The following is a 19,939-nucleotide window of genomic DNA, read 5'->3' on the forward strand; positions in this document are numbered from 1 at the left end:
TCGCCGAACGGCGGCTATAGATCCAGATCCACCCAGGCCGGCGTGTGATCACTGGCTTTTTCCCGCCCGCGATGCTCCTTGTCGACACCGCAGCTTTGCAAACGGTCGGCGGCAAGCGGGCTGAGCAGCAGATGATCGATTCGGAATCCCTGGTCGCGCTGCCAGCCGCCGCTGCGATAGTCCCAATAGGTCCAGATTTTGCCGGCAGGATAGGTCACGCCCAGCGCATCGGTCCAGCCGTCGTTCAATATGCGGCGATAGCCCTCGCGGCTTTCCGGCTGCATCAATGCATCATTTTGCATTGCTTTCACCGAAAAGACATCATTGTCGCGCGGGATGACATTATAGTCACCCGCCAGCACCGCCGGTATTTCTTCCGCCCAGATCTCCGCAGCCCGCTCGCGCAGCCGTTTCATCCAGCGCAGTTTGAAATCGAATTTCGGTCCGGGATGGGGATTGCCATTGGGCAGGTAGATGCTGGAAACGCGAACTTTCGCGCCATCTTTGGCACGGATATTGGCTTCGATATAGCGGCTATGCTCGTCTTCCGGTTCGCCGTCGAGCCCCCGCTTGACCTCTTCCGGCACCTGATCGCGCGCCAATATGGCAACACCGTTGAAGCTTTTCTGCCCGTGCCAGATCGCACCATAGCCGATTTCCTCGAACTTGCCGGCGGGAAAGCCTTCGTCCTGCGTCTTGATTTCCTGCAGACAGGCGACATCGGGCCTGGTCTCTTCGAGCCACTCCAGGAGGCGCGGCAGGCGCGCCTTGATGCCGTTTATGTTGAAGCTCGCTATTTTCACTTAGATAGAGAAGCTGGAGCCGCAGCCACAGCCGGAAGCAGCATTGGGATTGGTCACCTGAAAAGCGCTGCCGCCCAGCGATTCGACAAAATCCACCGCGCTGCCGCGCACCAGATCAAGACTGATCTCGTCGACAACCAAGGTAACGCCGGACTCTTCAACCGCAATATCGTCTTCTTCGACGCCATCCGCCAAACCAAAGCGATATTGGAAACCGGAACAGCCGCCCCCTTCGACAGCCAGCCGCAAAATGGCCGCCTTGCCCTGTTTATCGGCAATGGCCGCGACACGCTTTGCAGCGTTGGGAGTCAGGATAATATCCTGTTCGTTGGTTGCGAGCAGCTGGTTCATAATCTTTAGATAGGGAGAATCAAAAGGAGCGGCAAGCCTTAAGCTCTAACCGCTCCCTGATGCACCCTCTCCCAAAGGTGTGAAATTCGTATTATTCCGCCGGACCGCCCAATGCAACGCCGGAATTCAGCTTCTGCGCGATCAGGAAATCATTCGATTGCATGAACGGGATGGGATTGACCGCTTCGCCGGCGATCCGCACTTCATAATGCAGGTGGCTGCCGGTGGAACGGCCGGTCGAGCCCATGAAACCGATCAGGTCGCCGCTCTTGACCCGTGCATTGGCTTCAACATTGAGCCGCGACATATGGCCGTAGCGGGTCTGGATGCCGTTGCCGTGGTTAATTTCGATATATTTGCCATAGCCGCCCAGCCATTGCGCGCGACCGACAATGCCGTCAGCGGTGGCGTAAATCGGAGTGCCAATCGGGCCAGCCATATCGAGGCCCTTGTGATTGGCGCGACGGCCCTTGAAAGGGTCGGAGCGGAAACCGTAAGAACTGGTCAGCGTAAAGTCTTTAACCGGCTTGCGGGAAGGAATGGTCAGCTTGACCTCTTCTTTTTTCCCCTGGCCGCTCCATTTGTCGAAAATCAGTTTGAAAGCGGGGTCAGCTTCGCCCAGTGCGCTTTCGGCCGCCTGGCTTTTCAGAACATCAACCGGGATACTGGCTTCTGCCGCTTCTTCCGCTGATGCAGCGGTGGAAAAAATCATTGCCGATCCGAGAAGGGCAACCGCTGTGATCTTGCTCACAGATTTCTTAAACAAAACTACTATGTTTTCGGTCATAAAATGAACGAACCTTTATTTGCGACCCATGAAACCCATGGCTTGAATTTTGTGGCGGAACTTTCGCCCCCGTCGTGCGTTTACGGGTGTAAATTCATATTGGTTAATTATTCAATGCCATAATAATATTCTCGGGTCAGACCGGCTGTCTGGCGCGCTGAGTCGTTAAATGGAGGCTTCAACCCGCCTTTGAAGTGGGCTTTTACAAGATTTTTCCAATGGGTGTGGGGGGCCAGATTGCCCTTTTCACAGACGATTTCGAACCATTTTGTCCCGAAAGATACATGGACAATCTCGTCATGATAGATTCGCTCTAGCACCTTTGCTGTCAGTTTATCGCCTTGCTGCCTGAACCGTTCGACGGTTTCCAGCGTCACATCCAGCCCCCTCGCCTCGAGTACCATCGGCACAATTGCCAGCCGCGCCGAAACATCATGGGCGGTATTTTTGGCGCTGTCCCACAGCCCGTCGTGCGCCGGAAGCGCGCCGTAAAAGCTGCCCTGGTCCCGCAATCGCCGGTCCAGCAGCGCAAAATGCATCGATTCTTCGGCACCAACCCGCATCCAGTCATCGATAAATTCGCGCGGAAATTGCGCGCCAAAGCGCCCGATCATATCGAACGCCAGATCAATCGCGACAAATTCAATATGGGCCAGAGCATGGATCAGAGCGATTCTGCGCGCCACCGAAGTACCCTTGCCCCGCCGCGGCATGTCGCGCGGGCGCATCAGCACCGGATGATCGGGTCGCTCCGGCATGTCCGGCATGGCTTCACCAAATCCGTGCGCGAGCCGTCCCAGCCGCCATTCCCGGGCCACGTGGCGCGCAGCCATCACCTTGGCGCGCGGATCGGCGGTCTGCAGCACGCGCAAAACCGCGCTGCCGACATCAAGCTGTTCGGTCATGTCAGGGGGCTATGCCGCCTGCACCGCAGCCAGCACCTCTTCAGCATGGCCCTTGACCTTCACTTTCGGCCAGGCCTTCAGCACGGTGCCGTCCGGCCCGATCAGAAATGTCGAGCGGATGATCCCCATGAAGGTCTTGCCGTACATTTTCTTTTCCGCCCAGACACCGATTTTCTCGAGAAACTCGGTGCTTTCGTCGGAAGCGATATCGACGGTCAGCTCCTGCTTGCTGATAAAATTCTGCTGTCGTTTCGGCGAATCGGCCGACATGCCGAGCACCGCGGCGCCGGCGTTTTCAAATTCCGGAAGCAGCGCCGAAAAATCCTTCGATTCCGTCGTGCAGCCCGGCGTGCTGGCCTTCGGATAAAAGAACAGCACGAGCTTTTTCCCGGCATAGTCGGAAATCCTCACCGGGCTGCCATCCGGCGCCACCAGTTCCATATCCGGAATTTTGTCGCCCACATCGATCATATAATATCTCCTAATATTTCATCGGGATCCGGCCGCAACAGCCTGTTCCACTCGTCGATAACGCATTGGCGCGCCCGATCATAGCCGTCGAGCAGCGCATCCCAGCTTTCCTGCCCCGCCGCCTTGGCAATCAGGGCGCGGCTGGTTTCCGGCGGAAAATCGCAATCCGGCGACATCAGCCGCAGTGCCACCAGCAAGCGGGTCATCAGCTCATGCGCGGGGATCATTTCTCGGTCGAGATGCCCCGCGTCCACCAGCGCGCGGACCGCCCTGCCCAATTGCGGGTAGAGCGCCTCACCCGTTTTCAGCTGCAGAAAATGGACGATAAACTCCCAGTCGACCAGACCGCCTTCCATCATCTTGGTATCCAGCGGCCCCTTGGGCGGTTTGTGATCGACAATATCCAGCCGCATTTTCCGGACCGCCTTGCGCAAAGCTTCGGGTTCGCGTTCCTCGCCCAGGATGTCGCATATTTCTTTTTGAAGCTTGGCCCGCGCGGCCTTGCTCCCGTAGACGGGTCGCGCCCGGGTCAGCGCCATATGTTCCCAGGTCCAGGCATTTTCCCGCTGATATTTGTAGAAACTCTCCAGCGTAACGGCCAGCGGTCCCTGCGTACCCGAAGGCCGCAATCTTGTATCGACTTCGTAAAGCGGGCCAGCCGCCGTTGGAACGGACAGCGCCGTCACCAGCCGCGCGGCCAGACGGTTATAATATTGCGTAGCTCCCAATGATCGCTGGCCGTCGGACTCGGCACCATGATCCCCGCTGAACAGAAAGATCAGATCGAGATCCGAAGCATGGGTCAGCGCCTCGCCGCCCAGTCGTCCCAGCGCCAGAATGAGCAGCGCGCCGCCGGGGATCTTGCCGTGTATATCTTCAAATTCCGATATCGTCGCGTCGGTCAGCACCTGAATCGCCGCCTCCGCTACCCGGGCATAGCCCGCCGATATTTCGAGCGCGTCATGATGCCCCTCGATCAGTTGCACACCGAGTGCGAAGCGCTTGTCGCCGACCCGGGCCCGCACCCGGTCCAGCAGCATCTGGTAATCATCGCCCGGCTCCATACGGGCAAATTGTCCCACCAGTTCATCCACCGACGGCGGCAGATCCAGCGCGGTCGCATCGATCAGGCCATCGAACAATTCGGCCCGCTGGGCCAATGCATCGGCCAGAACCGGCGCGTGGCTGAGAATCTTTCCAAGCAGCTCGAGCAGGGCGGGCCGCGCTTCCAATATCCGGAAGAAATTGATCGCGGTCGGCAATTTCTCGATCAGGCTGTCGAGTCGCGCCAGCGCCTTTGTCGAATTGGGAGCCGTAGCGATCGCATCCACCAGATCGGGCAATATCGCCTCGAAGGATTCGTGAGCAGCAGAGGAACGCAACGCGGTAACCTTGCCACTCCGCCAGCGCCGGATCGCCTGCAGGAAGCTGTCCCCCTCGATCAGCTTCTTCTCCGCTATTACCGCGGCCAGCTTTTCCTCATCGACCGGCAGACGTCGGTCGTCTTCCGGCTCGATCAGATCATCGTAGATGGTGCCAACCGCCTCCACATGCGGCGCGAGCAGGTCGAGCAGCTGCTCGCCGCTCTGGAGTCCGTGCAGTCGTGCGACGCGGTCAAGGTCCGTCGCCGTGTCAGGCAGACTGTGGGTTTGCTGGTCGTTAACCATCTGCAGCCGGTGCTCGATCACCCGGTAGAGCTCGTAGGATTCGCTCAGCACCCGTGCCTTGTCGCCATCGATCCGTTCGGCTTTGACCAGCGCCGCCAGCGCATCGCGCGTGGCCGGTGCGCGCAGATCCGGCTGACGGCCGCCGAAGATCAGCTGGTGCATCTGGGCGTAAAATTCCGTCTCGCGGATGCCACCGCGCCCGCGCTTCAGATCGAAACCCGGACCGAATTTCTGACCGGCGGCATAATGATCGCGAATTTGGGCCGTAACCGAGCCGATATTCCTGATCGCGCCATAGTCCAGCGACCGGCGCCAAATGAACGGATTGATCGTCTCGAGAAAATATTGGCCCAACCCTGGGTCACCGGCGGCGACCCGGGAGCGGATATAGGCCGCCTGCTCCCACGCCAGCGCGCTCGATTCATAATAGCTGATCGCCGCTTCGACCGGCAGCGCCACCGGGCTGACTTCCGGCGACGGTCGCAGCCGCATGTCGACCCGGAAGACATAGCCGTCGGCGTCGCGGGCGTTGAGCGCTTCGACCAGCTGCTGGCCGATCCGCCGCGCTGCGTCGCTCGGTTCTTCCTTGCCGCGCACCGGGATTTTGTCGGGATCATAGATGAAGATCGGATCGATATCCGAGGAATAGTTGAGTTCCCGGCTGCCATGCTTGCCGAGGCCGATGATCGAGAATCCCTCCAGCGGCGCATCGGGATAGCGGTTCGCATATATATCGGCCAAAGCCTCGTCGAGCGCCCGATCAGCAAAGTCCGAAAGGCGGGTGATCACGTCGGTGAGCGACAATTGCCCGGCAAGATCGCCAATCGCGAGCGTGAGGGCCAGAGCCCGTTTTTCCCAGCGCAGCTTTTGCCGGACATTGGCGGCGCCCTCCCCCGCATTGCGCACATATTCCAGTGCCGCCTCGAGATTATCCTCGGCCAGCAGATCCGCCAGTTCGGGCAGCACCTGCATCGTCCTGCCGAGATAGGGCGCATGGTTACGCGCGCGGTCCAGCGCATCCTGCAGGGTCGTTTTTTCCGGCAGTCCGATGATCATGATTTCAAATAGGCGCTGCGGAAATTTTTGGCAAAATCGGCAAAGGTCCCGGCGGCAATCGCGTCCCTCATACCCGCCATCAAAGACTGATAATAAGCGATATTATGCTCGGTCATCAGCATCGCGCCCAATATCTCCTTCGCCCGGATCAAATGGTGCAGATAGGCGCGGCTATGGTTCTGGCAAACCGGACAGGCGCAATTCTCGTCCAGCGGAGCGAGATCCTCGGCAAATTTCGCGTTGCGGATATTGATCGGTCCCTGCGCGGTAAAGGCCTGCCCATTGCGGCCGGACCGGCTCGGCAACACGCAGTCGAACATGTCGATGCCGCGTTCCACTGCGCCAACCAGATCATCCGGCTTGCCGACTCCCATCAAATAGCGCGGCTTGTCAGCGGGCAGTTGTCCCGGCGCATAGTCGAGCACATCGAACATCGCCTCCTGTCCCTCGCCCACGGCCAGACCGCCAATCGCATAGCCGTCGAAGCCGATCTCGATCAGCGCCTCGGCCGAGGCCGCGCGCATTTCCCTGTCGAGCGAACCCTGCTGGATTCCGAACAACGCCGCCTTAGCCGCATGGTCCTCGCCACTGTCGAACCCGTCGCGCGACCGCTTGGCCCAGCGCATCGAGCGTTCCATCGAAGCCGATGCCTCTTCGCGCGTCGCCCCGTTTTTGGTACATTCGTCGAAAGCCATAACGATATCGCTGCCCAGCAACCGCTGGATTTCCATCGACCGTTCCGGCGTCAACATATGGCGCGAACCGTCGAGATGACTCTGGAATTCCACTCCGTTTTCGCTCAATTTGGTCAGCTCGGACAGGCTCATCACCTGATAGCCGCCACTGTCGGTCAGGATCGGCCGGTTCCAGTTCATGAACTTGTGCAATCCGCCGAGCCGCGCCACCCGCTCCGCGCCCGGGCGCAGCATCAAATGATAGGTGTTGCCGAGAATGATATCGGCACCGGTCGCGCGCACCGTTTCCGGCTTCAGCGCCTTGACCGTCGCCGCCGTACCGACCGGCATGAACGCGGGCGTACGAATATCGCCGCGCAACATGCTGATTGTGCCGGTCCGTGCCTTGCCGTCGGTAGCGGCAATGGAAAAGGAAAAGCGCTCAGCCACGGGAAAGCCTGTCTTTCGCCCTGAAACCTGATTTTACGGCCTCGATTTTGTGTTTTGCTATTGTTGGTGTAACCAATGGTTTGTCCTGTTCGAATATTTCGACATCTGTGCAGGATGGGCGCAGATTCTCAAAGACCTAAATCGGGAGTAATTTATGACAAAAGCAACAAGTCTTGGTTCCGCAGCAACCGCATTGATCGCGGCAGCCGCCCTTTCCGCCTGCTCCGGCGGCAATAGCGAAGCAGCCGGCGAAGGCGCAGAAGCATCAGACGCCGAAGTAACCGAAGTGGCCGCAGCGGAACAGGAAAAATGCTACGGCATAGCCCTCGCCGGTGAAAATGACTGCAAGGCCGGTGAAGGCACCACCTGTGCCGGCACCTCGGTGCTCGATTACCAGGGCAATGCCTGGAAAAACACCGATGTAGGCGAATGCGAAGCCATGGGGGGCTCGCTCACCGAAGTCGCTGACAATGAACCGCCGGTCCCTCCGGCTGAGGCTCCGGCCGAAGGCTGAGCCCTTCCGGCAGCGAAACAAAAAAAGGGCGGCCCGAACGAGCCGCCCTTTTTTAGTATCAGCAACGTCTGTGCCTAGCTTGGCAAACCGCTGATCGACTTCATTTCCATGAAATCTCGCAGACCATAGACACCGCCTTCGCGGCCGTTGCCCGACTGTTTATAGCCGCCGAAAGGCAGGCCGGGTGCCGGCCCCCAGTTGTTGACGATGACCATGCCTGCTTTCAGTTGCGGTGCGACATCGGCAGCAGCAGCCGGATCACCGGAAATAACCGCAGACAGCCCATATTCGGTATCATTGGCGATCTCGATCGCTTCGTCCAGATTGTCATAGCTCATGAGAGTGACAACCGGACCGAACACCTCTTCCTTGGCGATCCGCATGTTAGGCGTCACGCCGCTGAACAGGGTTGGCTTGATATAATAGCCGCGGTTCACATTGGATGGCAGATCGGTGCCGCCGGTTTCCAGCGTGGCACCGTCGTCAATCGCCGACTGGATCAGATCCTGGATCTTGCCAAATTGCGCCTTGTTCACGACCGGCCCCATATGTCCGCCCTCGACGGTCGGATCGCCGACTTCCTGGCTCTCGACAATATTCTTGACCACCGCAATGGCGTCGTCCGTCTGGTCCTTGTGCACGAGGACGCGGGTTGGTGCGATGCAGCTTTGCCCGCTGTTGATCATCACCCCGGCGATCGTCGGCGGCAGCACTTCCTCCAGCTTGGCACCGGGCAGGACCAGATTGGGCGATTTGCCGCCCAGTTCCTGATGGACGCGCTTGACCGTATCGGCGGCCGCTTTCGCCACCAGGATACCGGCGCGGGTCGATCCGGTGAAGCTGACCATATCGACGTCGGGATGCGAGGAAATCGCTGCGCCCACTGTCGGGCCGTCACCCTGTACGAGATTGAATACGCCGGCAGGAACGCCTGCCGCATCCATGACTTCGGCAAGAATCGCGGCGCTGCCAGGACATTCTTCGGACGGTTTCAACACCATCGTATTGCCGCCCGCCAGAGCCGGAGCGACCTTCAACGTGATCTGGTTCAAAGGCCAGTTCCACGGGGTGATCATGCCGACCACACCAATCGGTTCATAAGCGATCATATTGGGGCCGACTTTCTCGGAGAACTCGAAATTCTTCAAAGCTTCCAGCGTGCCCATGAATCCGCCGAGTCCGGCAGGCGCCTGCGCGGCATTGCCGAGGCTGACCGGCGCGCCCATCTCGACCGCCAGCGAAGCGGCAATATCGGGCATGCGTTTCTTATATTCCTCGATGATCCGCTCGAGCAGCGCCAGCCGTTCCTCGCGCGAGGTCTGGCTGAACGTCTTGAACGCGGCTTTTGCTGCAGCAACCGCGGCATCGACATCGGCCTTGGTGCCCAGCACGATCTTCGTGCCCGGCTCTTCGGTCGCCGGATTGATGACCTGGTGCGGCGTGCCGCCGATGGAATCGACCCATTGGCCATTAATATAATTCTGTTCGTAACTGTCCATTGTCATCTCTCCATTTGGAAACTTCTGTTTCAGGCATAATCATGCCCTGATTCGCTTTCGTATGCCACTAGTAACAGGGTCAGTCGGGCCTATTGCCCCGGCAGCAGCAGGCTGGAGTCGCCATAGCTGTAGAACCGATAATCATGGGCAACAGCATGAGCATAGACCGCTTGCATCGTCTCCAGCCCCATCAGCGCGCTGACCAGCATGAACAGCGTCGATTTGGGCAGGTGGAAATTGGTCATCAGGCCGTCGATCGCGCGAAACTGGTAACCCGGCGTGATGAAAATATCGGTATCGCCTTCGAACGGACGGATAATCCCGTCCTCACCCGTCGCGCTTTCCAGCAGGCGCAGGCTGGTGGTGCCAACCGCGATCACGCGGCCTCCCGCTTTGCGCGCGGCATTGAGCCGGTCTGCCGTTGCCGCATCGATCCGGCCCCACTCGCTGTGCATCTGGTGGTCGTCGGTTTCATCGACCTTGACCGGCAGGAAAGTGCCCGCGCCAACATGCAGGGTCAGCGTTTCGCTGCCGATGCCGGCGGCGGCCAAAGCATCCAGCAACCTGTCGGTAAAATGCAGCGCCGCAGTCGGTGCGGCAACCGCGCCCTTTTCGCGGGCAAACATCGTCTGATAATCTTCCGCATCGCGCGCGTCGATCGCCCGCTTGCTGGCGATATAGGGCGGCAGGGGCATGGTCCCCGCACGCTCGAGCAGCAGCTCGACCGGCTCGTCACCCAGAAAATGCAGAATGAAACTGCCGTCGTCCAGCTTGGCTTCCGCTTCCGCCGATACATCCGACCCGAAATCAACCACCTCGCCGACCCGCAGCCTCTTGGCGTTTCGAATGAAGGCCTGCCAGCGGCGCAGATCGACCCGCTTGTGCAGCGTTGCACCGATTTTCGCTGCGCCGCGTGTGCCTTGCAACTGCGCGGGAATCACCTTGGTATCGTTGAATGCCAGTATATCCTGCGGGCCGAGTAATTGCGGCAGGTCGCTAACGCTATGGTCGGACATCCGGTCGCCGTCGACCCGCAACATTTTCGCGCTGTCCCGCGGGACCGCCGGCCGCAGCGCGATCCGATCCTGCGGCAGCGCAAAGTCGAACAGATCAACGCGCACGGTTCAGGCTAGGGATTGAACGGTGCGTTCAGATCGTCGACCGAGAAAGGCTTCTCGGCGGCATTGTCGAGCGCGCTCGGCAAGACCGGCGGCTTGTTGTCTGCAGCGATCGAAGCCTGCAGGATCCGGCTGGGATTGGCTGGCGGTTCGCCGCGTTCGATGGCATCCACATATTCCATCCCGGCGATCACCCGGCCAAAGACCGTGTAATTTCGGTCGAGCGAGAAGCGCGGGTAAAAGACGATGAAAAACTGGCTGTTGGCGCTGTCTTCGCTTTGCGCGCGCGCCATCGAAACCACGCCCCGAACATGAGGAAACTGGCTGAACTCGGCCTTCAGGTCGGGCAGTTCTGACCCCCCGGTGCCGGTGCCCGTGGGATCGCCGGTCTGCGCCATGAACCCTTCGATCACCCGGTGAAAAATAATGCCGTCATAAAAGCCCTGACGCGTCAGGGTCTTGATCCGCTCGACATGATTGGGTGCCATGTCCGGAAACAGCTTGATTGTCACCCTGCCACCGGTCGACAGATCGAGATGCAGGATATTCTCTTCGGCAGGAACAGACGCCGGTGCCGGTGTCTGTTCAGACGCTTCCTGCGCGTGGGCAGGAAGGGAAGCCAGAAAAAGGGCGGAGATGGTCAATAAAAATTTGCGCAGCATGGCATACTCGATTTGGTATTGCGGGAAGGGAAAGCAAACAGCCTTTGGACGATTCTACCTTTCACTGCAATGAATTGCTGGGAAACCCTATTGATCGCCCTTCAGGCCGATCTTTTCCACTCTCGCTGTAATTTCATCGGCCACAAGCGGTGTCACGAACTTGTGGATCTCGCCGCCGAACATGGCAATTTCCTTGACCAGACGCGAGGCAATCGGTTGCAACGAGACATCGGCCATCAGAAAGACGGTCTCGATATCGCCATTCAACTGCTGGTTCATGCCGGCCATCTGATATTCATATTCGAAATCGGCCACGGCGCGCAGACCGCGGACAATCACACCGGCTCCCTGTTTTTCCGCAAATTTCATCAGCAGCATATTGAAACCGACGACCTCGACACCATCGCCCAGTTCCGCGGTTTCCCGGCGCACCATTTCCAGCCGCTCCTCGTCGGAGAACATCGGCGATTTCGAGGGATTGGTGGTCACACCGATCACCAGCTTGTCGACCAGTCGCATACCGCGCTTGATGATATCCATATGGCCCAATGTAATGGGATCAAATGTCCCCGGATAAACGCCTATTCTCATGTCCCGTCCTTCCCGCCTAGCGGTCTCTGGTGATTGTATATTCGGCAATGGCGCGCAGCAGGTTGGCTTCATCGCCATAGCCGTTCAAATGCGATTTGGCCTGATCCACCAGCATCTGCGCCTGTTCTCTGGCCCTATCCAGTCCCATCAGGCTGAGAAAGGTTTCCTTGCCGGCCTCTGCATCTTTTTGCAGCGCCTTGCCGGCCTTTTCCTCGTCACCCTCGACATCCAGGATATCGTCGGCAATCTGGAAAGCGAGACCCAGATCATGGGCATAGCCGCGCAGGCTGGTCCGCCCTTCACTGGCCACCCGTCCCAGAATAGCGCCAATTTCGACGCAGGCACCAATCAGCGCTCCGGTTTTCAATTGCTGCAAGCGGGTCACTGTCGGCAGATCGAAAGTCGACTTTTCCGCCACCAAATCCATCATCTGGCCGCCCGCCATGCCGGCCGGTCCGGCAGCCTTGGCGAGGCAGGCGGTCATCTCGGCGCGGACGAACGGATCATGATGGGTGCGCTCGTCAGCCAGCAACTCAAAGGCCAGCGCATGCAGGGCATCGCCAGCCAGAACCGCCGCCGCTTCGCCAAAGGCAATATGGGTGGTCGGCTTGCCGCGGCGCAGATCATCATCATCCATGCAGGGCAGATCATCGTGGATCAGCGAATAGACGTGCAGGGCCTCGACCGCGGTCGCGGCCCGGATGGCGCAGCTTTCATCGACATTGAACAGCCGCGCGGTCGCCATCACCAGCAACGGACGCAACCGTTTCCCGCCGCCGATCGCGGCATGGCGCATGGCCTCGTATAATTCGCGACGGGCGTCGTCAGGCACCTGTAACAGCAAATCGAACTGCCGGTCGATGGCGGTGGCAACCCGTCCCATCTCCCGCAAAAGATCCGAATTATTATTGGCCGCCACCGGCTCAGTCCGCGTCAAAAGGTGCAGTAGCTTGTGGTTTGCCATCGCGGTCGAGAGTGATTTTCTCGATCTTGGCCTGCGCGGCTTCCAGACGTTGCTGGCACAGCCCGCGCAGTTTCTCGCCTTCGCTGTAGAGCGCAATCGACTGGTCGAGCGGCACATCGCCGCTTTCCAGTTTGCGGACAATATCCTCGAGCCGCTTCAGCGCGTCCTCGAAATTCAGGGCGGAAAAATCTTCTTTGGTTTCGCTCATGGCGAAATTCAATGACGGCGCTTTGGGCCGCGGTCAAGGGCCGGCCTTCACTAACATCCACTTCCGGTGTAGCTCTGCACAGAAAAGCTAGGGGAAGAAACATGTTCATCGGTCATTTTGCACCTGCGATGGTCGCAGCAACCCATCCCAGGGCACCGGGACTCGGAACGTTATTTGTGGCAGGACAACTGGTCGATTTCGCTTTTTTCGGGCTGGCATTGGCGGGCATAGAAAATTTCCGGATCACGCCCGGGATCACCGAAATGGTCCCGCTTGACCTTTATGACATGCCTTATACCCACAGTCTTTTGGGCAGTGCCGTCTGGGCGGCCGGCTTTGCGCTGCTGATCTGGCTGTTCACCCGCAACCGCACCGGAGCGCTGATCGGAGGTGCCGTGGTGCTCTCGCACTGGTTCCTCGACCTGCTGGTGCACGCACCGGACCTGACGCTTGCCGGGTCACAGCCCAAATTGGGCTTTGCGCTCTGGAACCATCCGATGATCGAAATGCCGCTGGAACTGCTCCTCACCTTTGGCGCGCTGGCCTTTTTCGTCGCTCGCACCCGCCCGGTTGCCCCCGGCTCCCGAATTGCCTTAGTGCTTTTGGCCATATTGCTGGCCGTATTTCAGGCTGTTAACTGGTTTGCCCCGGAACCCGAGACGGCCGACGCGAATATGATGATTACCGCGCTGATCGCCTTTGCGGTCCTGTCTGCCGTCGCATTGCTGGTCGGCAAGACGCGGGCGTTGAAACAGGTCTGATCCGCAAAGTGCAAAGACAGGAAAGCAGAAAAAGCCATGACCCACTATATTGCCGCCTATATTATCGCCGCCATCATCTTCGGCATTCTCGATTTTCTCTGGCTCAGCAACATGGCCCAGAACCTTTACCGGCCGGTGATAGGCGAGATCATGGCGGATGAATTCCGCAAGGCACCAGCGATGATATTCTATGCGATCTATCTGTTCGGCATCGTCTGGTTCGGGATCAAGCCGGCGCTGGCCAGCGGTCAGTGGACCACGGCCTTGCTCAACGGCGCGTTGTTTGGCGGTATCGCTTATGCGACTTACGATCTGACCAGCCAGGCCGTACTCAAGGTCTGGTCGACCAAAATCAGCCTGTACGATATCGCCTGGGGCGCCTTTGCTACCGGCGTGACGGCGGCGCTGACCGCCTATCTGGTGCTGAAATTCGTAAAGGCCTGACGCGCGTTCCTTAGCGTTTCGCCTTCGCGGCCAGTTGTCTCATCCTGTCCGGCAGCAAGGACAATATCTCCCGCTGCCGGCCGGGCGAGGCGGAACCCCATTCGCCAATTTCCGACAGGCTGCGCCCGCAGCCGACACAAAGCCTGCTCGAACGATCTATGGTGCAGATATCATTGCAGGGCGATTTCAAGCGGATAGCTGCTCGTCGATCTGGCCGAGCCGTTCCTTGCCGAAATACATTTCGCCGTCGATATAGATGGTCGGGATGCCAAAGGCTCCGCGCTCTACCGCATTTTCCGTGTTGTCGATCAGCGCCTGCTTGACCGCCGGGTCCTGGGTCTGCGCGAGAAGATCGGCCGCGTCGAAGCCGCCGTCCTGCAAGATACTGCCGAGCGTGTCGCCATCGGTCACGTCGAGTCCATCTTCCCAGATCGGCGGCAAGAGCAGTTCGATGAGTGCGACCCGCCTATCCGGTTCCAGCGCCACCAGCATTCGCTGCAGCGTAATGGTGTTGAACGGAAATTTCGGGTTCATCCTGAATTTGCTCAGCTTGTGCTTCTGGATGAACCGGTTCATCTCCAGCATCGCATAGTCATTCTTGCCCTTCACTTCCGCATCGCGGATGAACGGCGGCGCGTTGCCGGTCAGCTTGTGCATGCCGCCAAGAAAGGCCGGGGTGATTTTGATGGTCGCGCCATGTTTTTCGGCCAGCGCCTTGAGCGGTTGCCAGATAAGATAGGCGTTGGGGCTGACAAAATCGAAAATCAGCTCTATGGTCTTGGACATAGGTTGCTCCTTTGAACCTATCCTTAAAGCAGCGCCACGAAACATCAATTCCCTCTAGGCGAAATTGCCCCGCGTCGTTAAAGGGTCATCATGACCTCAGACACGATGATTACCGAGCCCAAAATCTCCACCGAAACCGTGCGCGAGCATGGCCTCAATGCGGAGGAATATCAGCGCATATTGAATGCGCTGGGCCGCGAGCCGAATATTACCGAACTGGGCATCTTTTCAGTCATGTGGTCGGAACATTGTTCCTACAAGTCATCGCGCCTGCATCTGAAGAAGCTGCCGACCACCGGCCCGCAGGTTATTTGCGGCCCCGGCGAGAATGCCGGTGTGATCGATATCGGCGACGGCCAGGCGGCGATCTTCAAAATGGAGAGCCACAACCATCCGTCCTATATCGAGCCTTATCAGGGTGCGGCAACCGGCGTCGGCGGCATCCTCCGCGACGTCTTCACCATGGGCGCACGACCAGTGGCCAACCTCAACGCGCTCCGCTTCGGCCGGCCCGACCATCCGAAGATGAAGCATCTGGTCAAGGGCGTTGTCGCGGGTATCGGCGGCTATGGCAATTGCGTCGGCGTCCCGACCGTTGGCGGCGAGACCAATTTCGACCCGGCCTATGATGGCAATATCATCGTCAACGCGATGACTGTCGGCGTCGCGGACGCGGACAAGATTTTCTATTCCGCCGCCTCCGGGGTCGGCAACCCGATCGTCTATGTCGGTTCCAAGACCGGTCGCGACGGCATCCACGGCGCGACCATGGCGAGCGCGGAATTTGACGATGACAGCGATGAAAAGCGCCCCACCGTGCAGGTCGGCGATCCGTTCACCGAAAAACTGCTGATCGAAGCCTGTCTCGAACTGATGGCCAGCGACGCGATTGTCGCGATTCAGGACATGGGCGCGGCCGGGCTGACCAGCTCCAGCGTCGAAATGGCGACCAACGGCGAAGTCGGCATCGTTCTCGACATGGACAAGGTGCCCTGCCGCGAAACCGGCATGACCGCTTATGAAATGATGCTCAGCGAGAGCCAGGAGCGCATGCTGATGGTGCTGAAACCCGGCCGCGAGGAAATGGCCGAAGCGATTTTCACCAAATGGGAACTGGATTTCGCGGTGATCGGCGAAGTTACCGACAGCCGCCGGATGGTGCTGACCCACAAGGGCGAAACCGTCTGCGATATTCCGCTCGGCCCGCTCGCCGACGATGCGCCCCTCTATGATCGCCCGCATCTCACCCGCGAGGAATATGCCGCGCATATCAATGTCCAGCCGGTCGGCGACCTGCCCGAAAGCACCGATATCGGCGCCGATCTGCTCAAGATGATGGCCAGCCCCGCGCTCGCCTCGCGCCGCTGGATCTGGGAGCAATATGACTCACAGGTCGGCGCCGACACCGCGCAACGCTCCGGTGGCGATGCCGCGGTTGTTCGCGTCCATGGCACCAACAAGGGCCTCGCGATCACCACCGACTGCACTCCGCGCTACTGCAAGGCCGATCCCTATGAAGGCGGCAAGCAGGCGATTGCCGAGGCTTATCGCAACCTCTGCGCGGTCGGCGCGAAGCCGCTCGCCACCACCGACTGCATGAATTTCGGCAATCCCGAAAAGCCGCATATCATGGCACAATTTGTCGGCTGTATTGAAGGCATGGGCGAAGCCTGCAGGGCGCTCGACATGCCGATCGTATCGGGCAATGTCAGCCTCTACAACGAAACCACCGGCGCCGACGGCGTCAGCCACGCGATCCTGCCGACCCCGGCAATCGGCGCGGTCGGGCTGATCGACGATCTCGACAAGATGATGACCATCGGATTCAAGCAGGAAGGCGATTTCATCGCCACCATCGGGTTCCATCACGAAGAGCTCGGCCAGTCGACCTGGCTGCGCGAAATCCACGGCCGCACCGATGGCCCGCCGCCGAAAGTCGATCTCAAGGATGAAGAATGGGCGGGCCGGATCGTCCGCGAACTGATCGCCGCCGGCAAGGTCACCGCCGTCCACGACATCAGCGACGGCGGCCTCGCCGTGACGCTCGCCGAAATGGCATTGGCTGGCAATCTTGGCGCCGAAATCGATCCGATGACCAGCGCCTTTGCCTTCAGCGAAGCGCAGGGCCGCTATGTCATCACCTATCGCAACGAAGATGATCTGGATCGCGCGAAAGTGCCGTTCGAGAAGATCGGACAGGTCAAGGGCGACAAGCTGGTGCTGAACGGCAAGCCGGTTGCGGTTACCGATCTGCGGGAAGCGAATGAAAGTTTCTTCCGCGACTGGATGGAAGACTAGCCCCTCCACCACTGCTTCGCAGCGGTCCCCCTCCCCGTGCCTGCGGCACAGGGAGGAAGACCATTTTCCTCCCTGTTGCGCAACAATGGGGAGGTGTCAGCCTGAAAGGCTGACGGAGGGGCCTAACGCAGACTCTGAATATATCGCAATAGCCGGTCGGCGACATCTGCCGGATCATCGAGAACTTCCTGCGCAGATATTCTGATGATTTCGATACCGTCCTGGGATAGATTCCAGTCGCGCTGTTCGTCACGCTCTGGGCGATTGCCCATGTCATGCGCCATTCCGTCGACTTCGACACCCAGCTTTGCTGATGGACAATAGAAGTCCAGTATATAGAAGCCAATCGGGTGCTGGCGCCGGAACTTGATGCCGAGAGGCTTCTTACGAAGTTGTTGCCAAAGCATGATCTCCGGCTTGCTCATGGTTTTGCGCAGTTCCCTGGCCTTCAGGATGGTTTGTCTTGTCGTTTGTGCCAATTGCCCCTCCGTCACGCCTTCGGCGCGCCACCTCCCCATTGCTGCGCAACAGGGAGGAAAGATGTAACATAAAATTCTGTGATGAGGGACGGTCAGGCCAAAACTGTCAAGCCGCACCTTTCCTCCCTGTGCCGCAGGCATGGGGAGGGGGACCGCGCGAAGCGTGGTGGAGGGGCTTCAGCCGTGCTTCTCGCCAACCAGCGGAAACAGATACACGCACAGGAAAGGGAACCACGCTGGCATCCAACCGTTGATGTGGATAATCATCTAATGCGAAAGGATGCCGATCATGGTTTCAGGATATTCGGATACCCCGCTAGCCAAAAAACTCTCCCTCAAGGACGGCATGCGCGTCTGGTTTCTCGACATGCCGGACCGTGTCCGGGCCGACATCGAGGATAGCGAACTGACCCTATCCGAGGATGAAGTCCCGTCGCCCGGCCTTCACTCGGCCCATATTTTCGTTACCGAACGGAATGCGATGGAAAAGCATCTGACTACCCTGCGTGACATGATCGATCCCGCCGGTCAGGTGTGGGTGAGCTGGCCGAAAAAGGCGTCCAAGGTCGAGACCGACATCAGCGAAGACACGATCCGCGAAGTCGCCCTGCCGATGGGATTTGTCGATATCAAGGTCTGTGCCGTGAACGAGATCTGGTCCGGCCTGAAACTGGTCATCCGCAAGGAATTCCGCTGAGAAATTCGCCCTGAAGCGAGGCTTCGGGGAGGGGGACCATCCGGAGGATGGTCGAGGGGTGTTGGTGCACCTTGCCCATCCGAGCCGCTTCGCGGCCCACCTCCCGTAGCATCGGTATAAGGAGGAAGCGTTTCTAAGCCGTTTGTGCCAGCATATCGTATGGATCGACATTTCCGGCCCGGAACTTCGCATGGGCTTCGTGATAGAAGTGCGGTGTCTTGATGTGCAGCCGCTCGCGCAACGCGTCCAGCGGCTGGGCGAGCAGATCGGTGATCGATTCCTCGTTGATCTTGGGACAGGCCTTGCCCATTTTCTGGCCCTCGCGGATCGCGCTGAATATCGGCGCGTCACTCTTGACCTGCTTCTTCATGTTGAGACCAGCGGCATAAGCGATGAAGACATTGCCCAGTGACGGGTTCTGGCCATAGGTAAAGGCCAGAACGCAAGCTTCGCCCAGCGCATCGCGGCCATAGCCGGTAAGCACGTGGAGCAAGTCATGAGTGTCGCGCTGGCGGAAACCGTACCATTCGATCATATCGCCATATTTGCGCGGGCTGAACTGGTCATATTCGGCAATCAGGCCGGCGGCGCTCAGCCCTTCCTTTTCCATGAAGTCGCAATAGGCATGGGCCAGGCTGCCCGCCGGCATTTTGCGCAGACGTTCATGATCATCAAGAAGCGGGGCCAGTTCCGGCTCGCTTTGCAGCAGCGCCCTGCCCTTGTCGCTTTCGACAAATTTCCTGGCATCCTTGCGGAATCCGGGACGCGGCAGCGATTCAAAAATATGGAAGACCTGTTCGGTATCTTCCTTGTCCTTGATCAGTTCGCGAAAATGATGAAGCGCTTTCAGGGGACGAAAGCGGGCTGCGGGGCGATCCGGGTGGACAAATGGCATGTGCGAATCACCGGGCGCCAAGAATTTATGGTCAATTTTCATACGGTCTATATGTCGCTTACTAACATCTATGTCAATAGAGCTTAGTGGCTTTCCCGAACGCAGTCGCTGCGCTATCTCTGTGCCGCAAAAGCCGATGACGCGTTTTGACCGCAGGAGATGGTAGAATGAAGCCGCATGACAGCCTGCCCTATAGCCAGTTGCCGGATTATTCCGACGCGGAACGGGTCGCCCGGTCGCGCGCCTTTTACGAGGCGATCCGGACCCGGCGTACCTGCCGCTATTTCAGCAACGAAGCCGTGCCCCGCGCGGTGATCGAAAATGCAATTCTCGCCGCCGGAACCGCGCCCAATGGCGCCAATCACCAGCCATGGCATTTCGCAGTGATCGAATCCGCAGAGAAGAAAAAGGTCCTGCGCGCCGCAGCCGAAGAAGAGGAGCGCGCCTTTTACCAGAGCAAGGGCAGCGAAGAATGGCTGGAAGCACTTGCGCCGCTCGGCACCGATGCCGACAAGCCGTTTCTCGAGACCGCGCCCTATCTGATCGTCATCTTCGGCCAGCGCAAGGGCGGTATGAATCCGGGCGAGACGAAGCAGAATTATTATGTCAACGAAAGCGTCGGCATCGCCACCGGCATGCTGATCACCGCGCTGCACGACGCCGGTCTCGCTACGCTTACCCACACGCCCAATCCGATGAAATTTCTCAATCAGCTCTGCGATCGTCCGAACCATGAAAAAGCGATGATGGTGCTGGTCGTCGGCAAGCCGGCCGCCGATGCCACGGTCCCGGTGCATGCCACAAACAAGAAACCGCTGGACGCCATTTCCTCATGGCTGTAGTATATAAATAATACAGT

Annotated in this window: 23 protein-coding genes; 6 read left to right on the top strand and 17 right to left on the bottom strand. The window is 59.0% G+C overall.

The window, feature by feature from the left end:
- Nucleotides 1-14 precede the first annotated feature (14 nt).
- The 7 genes from xth to tgt all read right to left on the bottom strand — a co-directional run bounded on the left by xth (nt 15) and on the right by tgt (nt 7,164).
- Entirely contained in the window at nt 15-803 is a 789-nt protein-coding gene (gene xth / locus ACHZCJ_RS08795; protein ID WP_321325702.1) for an exodeoxyribonuclease III, read from the bottom strand.
- Nucleotides 804-1,154, bottom strand: coding sequence for an iron-sulfur cluster insertion protein ErpA (gene erpA / locus ACHZCJ_RS08800; protein ID WP_321325704.1), 351 nt, complete (start codon nt 1,152-1,154; stop codon nt 804-806).
- A gap of 91 nt (nt 1,155-1,245) precedes the next feature.
- Nucleotides 1,246-1,905 (bottom strand): M23 family metallopeptidase, encoded by a 660-nt coding sequence (locus tag ACHZCJ_RS08805; RefSeq protein WP_236554078.1) that lies wholly within the window; start codon nt 1,903-1,905, stop codon nt 1,246-1,248.
- Nucleotides 1,906-2,048: 143 nt separating this feature from the next.
- Nucleotides 2,049-2,846 (bottom strand): ferritin-like domain-containing protein, encoded by a 798-nt coding sequence (locus ACHZCJ_RS08810; protein WP_321325707.1) that lies wholly within the window; start codon nt 2,844-2,846, stop codon nt 2,049-2,051.
- 9 nt (nt 2,847-2,855) lie between these two features.
- On the bottom strand, nt 2,856-3,317 hold the full coding sequence (locus tag ACHZCJ_RS08815; protein WP_321325708.1) for a peroxiredoxin: 462 nt from the start codon (nt 3,315-3,317) through the stop codon (nt 2,856-2,858).
- On the bottom strand, nt 3,314-6,040 hold the full coding sequence (glnE, locus tag ACHZCJ_RS08820) for a bifunctional [glutamate--ammonia ligase]-adenylyl-L-tyrosine phosphorylase/[glutamate--ammonia-ligase] adenylyltransferase (protein ID WP_321325711.1): 2,727 nt from the start codon (nt 6,038-6,040) through the stop codon (nt 3,314-3,316). The genes ACHZCJ_RS08815 and glnE overlap by 4 nt, the downstream gene beginning before the upstream one ends.
- Entirely contained in the window at nt 6,037-7,164 is a 1,128-nt protein-coding gene (tgt, locus tag ACHZCJ_RS08825; protein ID WP_321325712.1) for a tRNA guanosine(34) transglycosylase Tgt, read from the bottom strand. Before tgt ends, glnE begins: the two co-directional genes overlap by 4 nt.
- Before the next feature lie 154 nt (nt 7,165-7,318).
- Between tgt and ACHZCJ_RS08830 the strand changes: the two genes are divergently transcribed.
- Nucleotides 7,319-7,678 carry a DUF2282 domain-containing protein gene (locus ACHZCJ_RS08830; RefSeq protein ID WP_321325714.1) on the top strand — a complete coding sequence of 120 codons (360 nt, stop codon included), beginning with the start codon at nt 7,319-7,321 and terminating at the stop codon, nt 7,676-7,678.
- A 74-nt stretch (nt 7,679-7,752) separates the two neighbouring features.
- Here ACHZCJ_RS08830 and ACHZCJ_RS08835 read toward each other — a convergent pair whose 3' ends face one another.
- The 6 genes from ACHZCJ_RS08835 to ACHZCJ_RS08860 all read right to left on the bottom strand — a co-directional run bounded on the left by ACHZCJ_RS08835 (nt 7,753) and on the right by ACHZCJ_RS08860 (nt 12,720).
- Nucleotides 7,753-9,177, bottom strand: a complete 1,425-nt coding sequence (locus ACHZCJ_RS08835; protein WP_321325715.1) for an aldehyde dehydrogenase family protein — start codon at nt 9,175-9,177, stop codon at nt 7,753-7,755.
- A gap of 89 nt (nt 9,178-9,266) precedes the next feature.
- Complete coding sequence (gene queA, locus ACHZCJ_RS08840) at nt 9,267-10,298, bottom strand: tRNA preQ1(34) S-adenosylmethionine ribosyltransferase-isomerase QueA (RefSeq protein ID WP_321325718.1); 1,032 nt, start codon at nt 10,296-10,298, stop codon at nt 9,267-9,269.
- Nucleotides 10,299-10,306: 8 nt separating this feature from the next.
- Entirely contained in the window at nt 10,307-10,957 is a 651-nt protein-coding gene (locus tag ACHZCJ_RS08845) for a peptidylprolyl isomerase (RefSeq protein WP_159647665.1), read from the bottom strand.
- Between the two features lie 87 nt (nt 10,958-11,044).
- Nucleotides 11,045-11,548, bottom strand: a complete 504-nt coding sequence (coaD, locus tag ACHZCJ_RS08850; RefSeq protein ID WP_159647664.1) for a pantetheine-phosphate adenylyltransferase — start codon at nt 11,546-11,548, stop codon at nt 11,045-11,047.
- Between the two features lie 16 nt (nt 11,549-11,564).
- The gene (locus ACHZCJ_RS08855) at nt 11,565-12,431 is read right to left on the bottom strand and encodes a polyprenyl synthetase family protein (protein WP_236554204.1); all 867 of its coding nucleotides are present in this window, start codon (nt 12,429-12,431) and stop codon (nt 11,565-11,567) included.
- A 40-nt stretch (nt 12,432-12,471) separates the two neighbouring features.
- Nucleotides 12,472-12,720 (bottom strand): exodeoxyribonuclease VII small subunit, encoded by a 249-nt coding sequence (locus tag ACHZCJ_RS08860; protein WP_159647662.1) that lies wholly within the window; start codon nt 12,718-12,720, stop codon nt 12,472-12,474.
- Nucleotides 12,721-12,821: 101 nt separating this feature from the next.
- Between ACHZCJ_RS08860 and ACHZCJ_RS08865 the strand changes: the two genes are divergently transcribed.
- Together ACHZCJ_RS08865 and ACHZCJ_RS08870 are read left to right on the top strand one after the other, a co-directional pair.
- A complete protein-coding gene (locus tag ACHZCJ_RS08865) occupies nt 12,822-13,481 on the top strand; it encodes a hypothetical protein (RefSeq protein WP_321325722.1) in 660 nt (219 codons plus the stop codon).
- 36 nt (nt 13,482-13,517) lie between these two features.
- Nucleotides 13,518-13,925 carry a DUF2177 family protein gene (locus ACHZCJ_RS08870; RefSeq protein WP_321325724.1) on the top strand — a complete coding sequence of 136 codons (408 nt, stop codon included), beginning with the start codon at nt 13,518-13,520 and terminating at the stop codon, nt 13,923-13,925.
- A gap of 10 nt (nt 13,926-13,935) precedes the next feature.
- On the opposite strand, the gene ACHZCJ_RS08875 is transcribed toward ACHZCJ_RS08870, so the two are convergent.
- Both ACHZCJ_RS08875 and ACHZCJ_RS08880 read right to left on the bottom strand, forming a co-directional pair.
- On the bottom strand, nt 13,936-14,115 hold the full coding sequence (locus ACHZCJ_RS08875) for a DUF1289 domain-containing protein (RefSeq protein WP_321325726.1): 180 nt from the start codon (nt 14,113-14,115) through the stop codon (nt 13,936-13,938).
- Complete coding sequence (locus ACHZCJ_RS08880; protein ID WP_321325728.1) at nt 14,112-14,711, bottom strand: 2-hydroxychromene-2-carboxylate isomerase; 600 nt, start codon at nt 14,709-14,711, stop codon at nt 14,112-14,114. Before ACHZCJ_RS08880 ends, ACHZCJ_RS08875 begins: the two co-directional genes overlap by 4 nt.
- 90 nt (nt 14,712-14,801) lie before the next feature.
- Here ACHZCJ_RS08880 and purL point away from each other — a divergent pair, with 90 nt between their 5' ends.
- On the top strand, nt 14,802-17,009 hold the full coding sequence (gene purL / locus ACHZCJ_RS08885) for a phosphoribosylformylglycinamidine synthase subunit PurL (protein ID WP_321325730.1): 2,208 nt from the start codon (nt 14,802-14,804) through the stop codon (nt 17,007-17,009).
- Nucleotides 17,010-17,131: 122 nt separating this feature from the next.
- On the opposite strand, the gene ACHZCJ_RS08890 is transcribed toward purL, so the two are convergent.
- Nucleotides 17,132-17,605 carry an endonuclease domain-containing protein gene (locus tag ACHZCJ_RS08890; protein ID WP_394700084.1) on the bottom strand — a complete coding sequence of 158 codons (474 nt, stop codon included), beginning with the start codon at nt 17,603-17,605 and terminating at the stop codon, nt 17,132-17,134.
- Nucleotides 17,606-17,777: 172 nt separating this feature from the next.
- Between ACHZCJ_RS08890 and ACHZCJ_RS08895 the strand changes: the two genes are divergently transcribed.
- Complete coding sequence (locus ACHZCJ_RS08895; RefSeq protein WP_321325732.1) at nt 17,778-18,185, top strand: hypothetical protein; 408 nt, start codon at nt 17,778-17,780, stop codon at nt 18,183-18,185.
- A gap of 133 nt (nt 18,186-18,318) precedes the next feature.
- On the opposite strand, the gene ACHZCJ_RS08900 is transcribed toward ACHZCJ_RS08895, so the two are convergent.
- Nucleotides 18,319-19,080: a Coq4 family protein gene (locus ACHZCJ_RS08900; protein ID WP_159648086.1), complete on the bottom strand. Its 762-nt coding sequence runs from the start codon at nt 19,078-19,080 to the stop codon at nt 18,319-18,321.
- A gap of 167 nt (nt 19,081-19,247) precedes the next feature.
- Between ACHZCJ_RS08900 and ACHZCJ_RS08905 the strand changes: the two genes are divergently transcribed.
- Nucleotides 19,248-19,922 carry a nitroreductase family protein gene (locus ACHZCJ_RS08905; protein WP_321325736.1) on the top strand — a complete coding sequence of 225 codons (675 nt, stop codon included), beginning with the start codon at nt 19,248-19,250 and terminating at the stop codon, nt 19,920-19,922.
- Nucleotides 19,923-19,939 lie beyond the last annotated feature (17 nt).

The sequence above is a fragment of the uncultured Parasphingorhabdus sp. genome (assembly GCF_963677535.2).
Classification (GTDB): Bacteria; Pseudomonadota; Alphaproteobacteria; order Sphingomonadales; family Sphingomonadaceae; genus Parasphingorhabdus.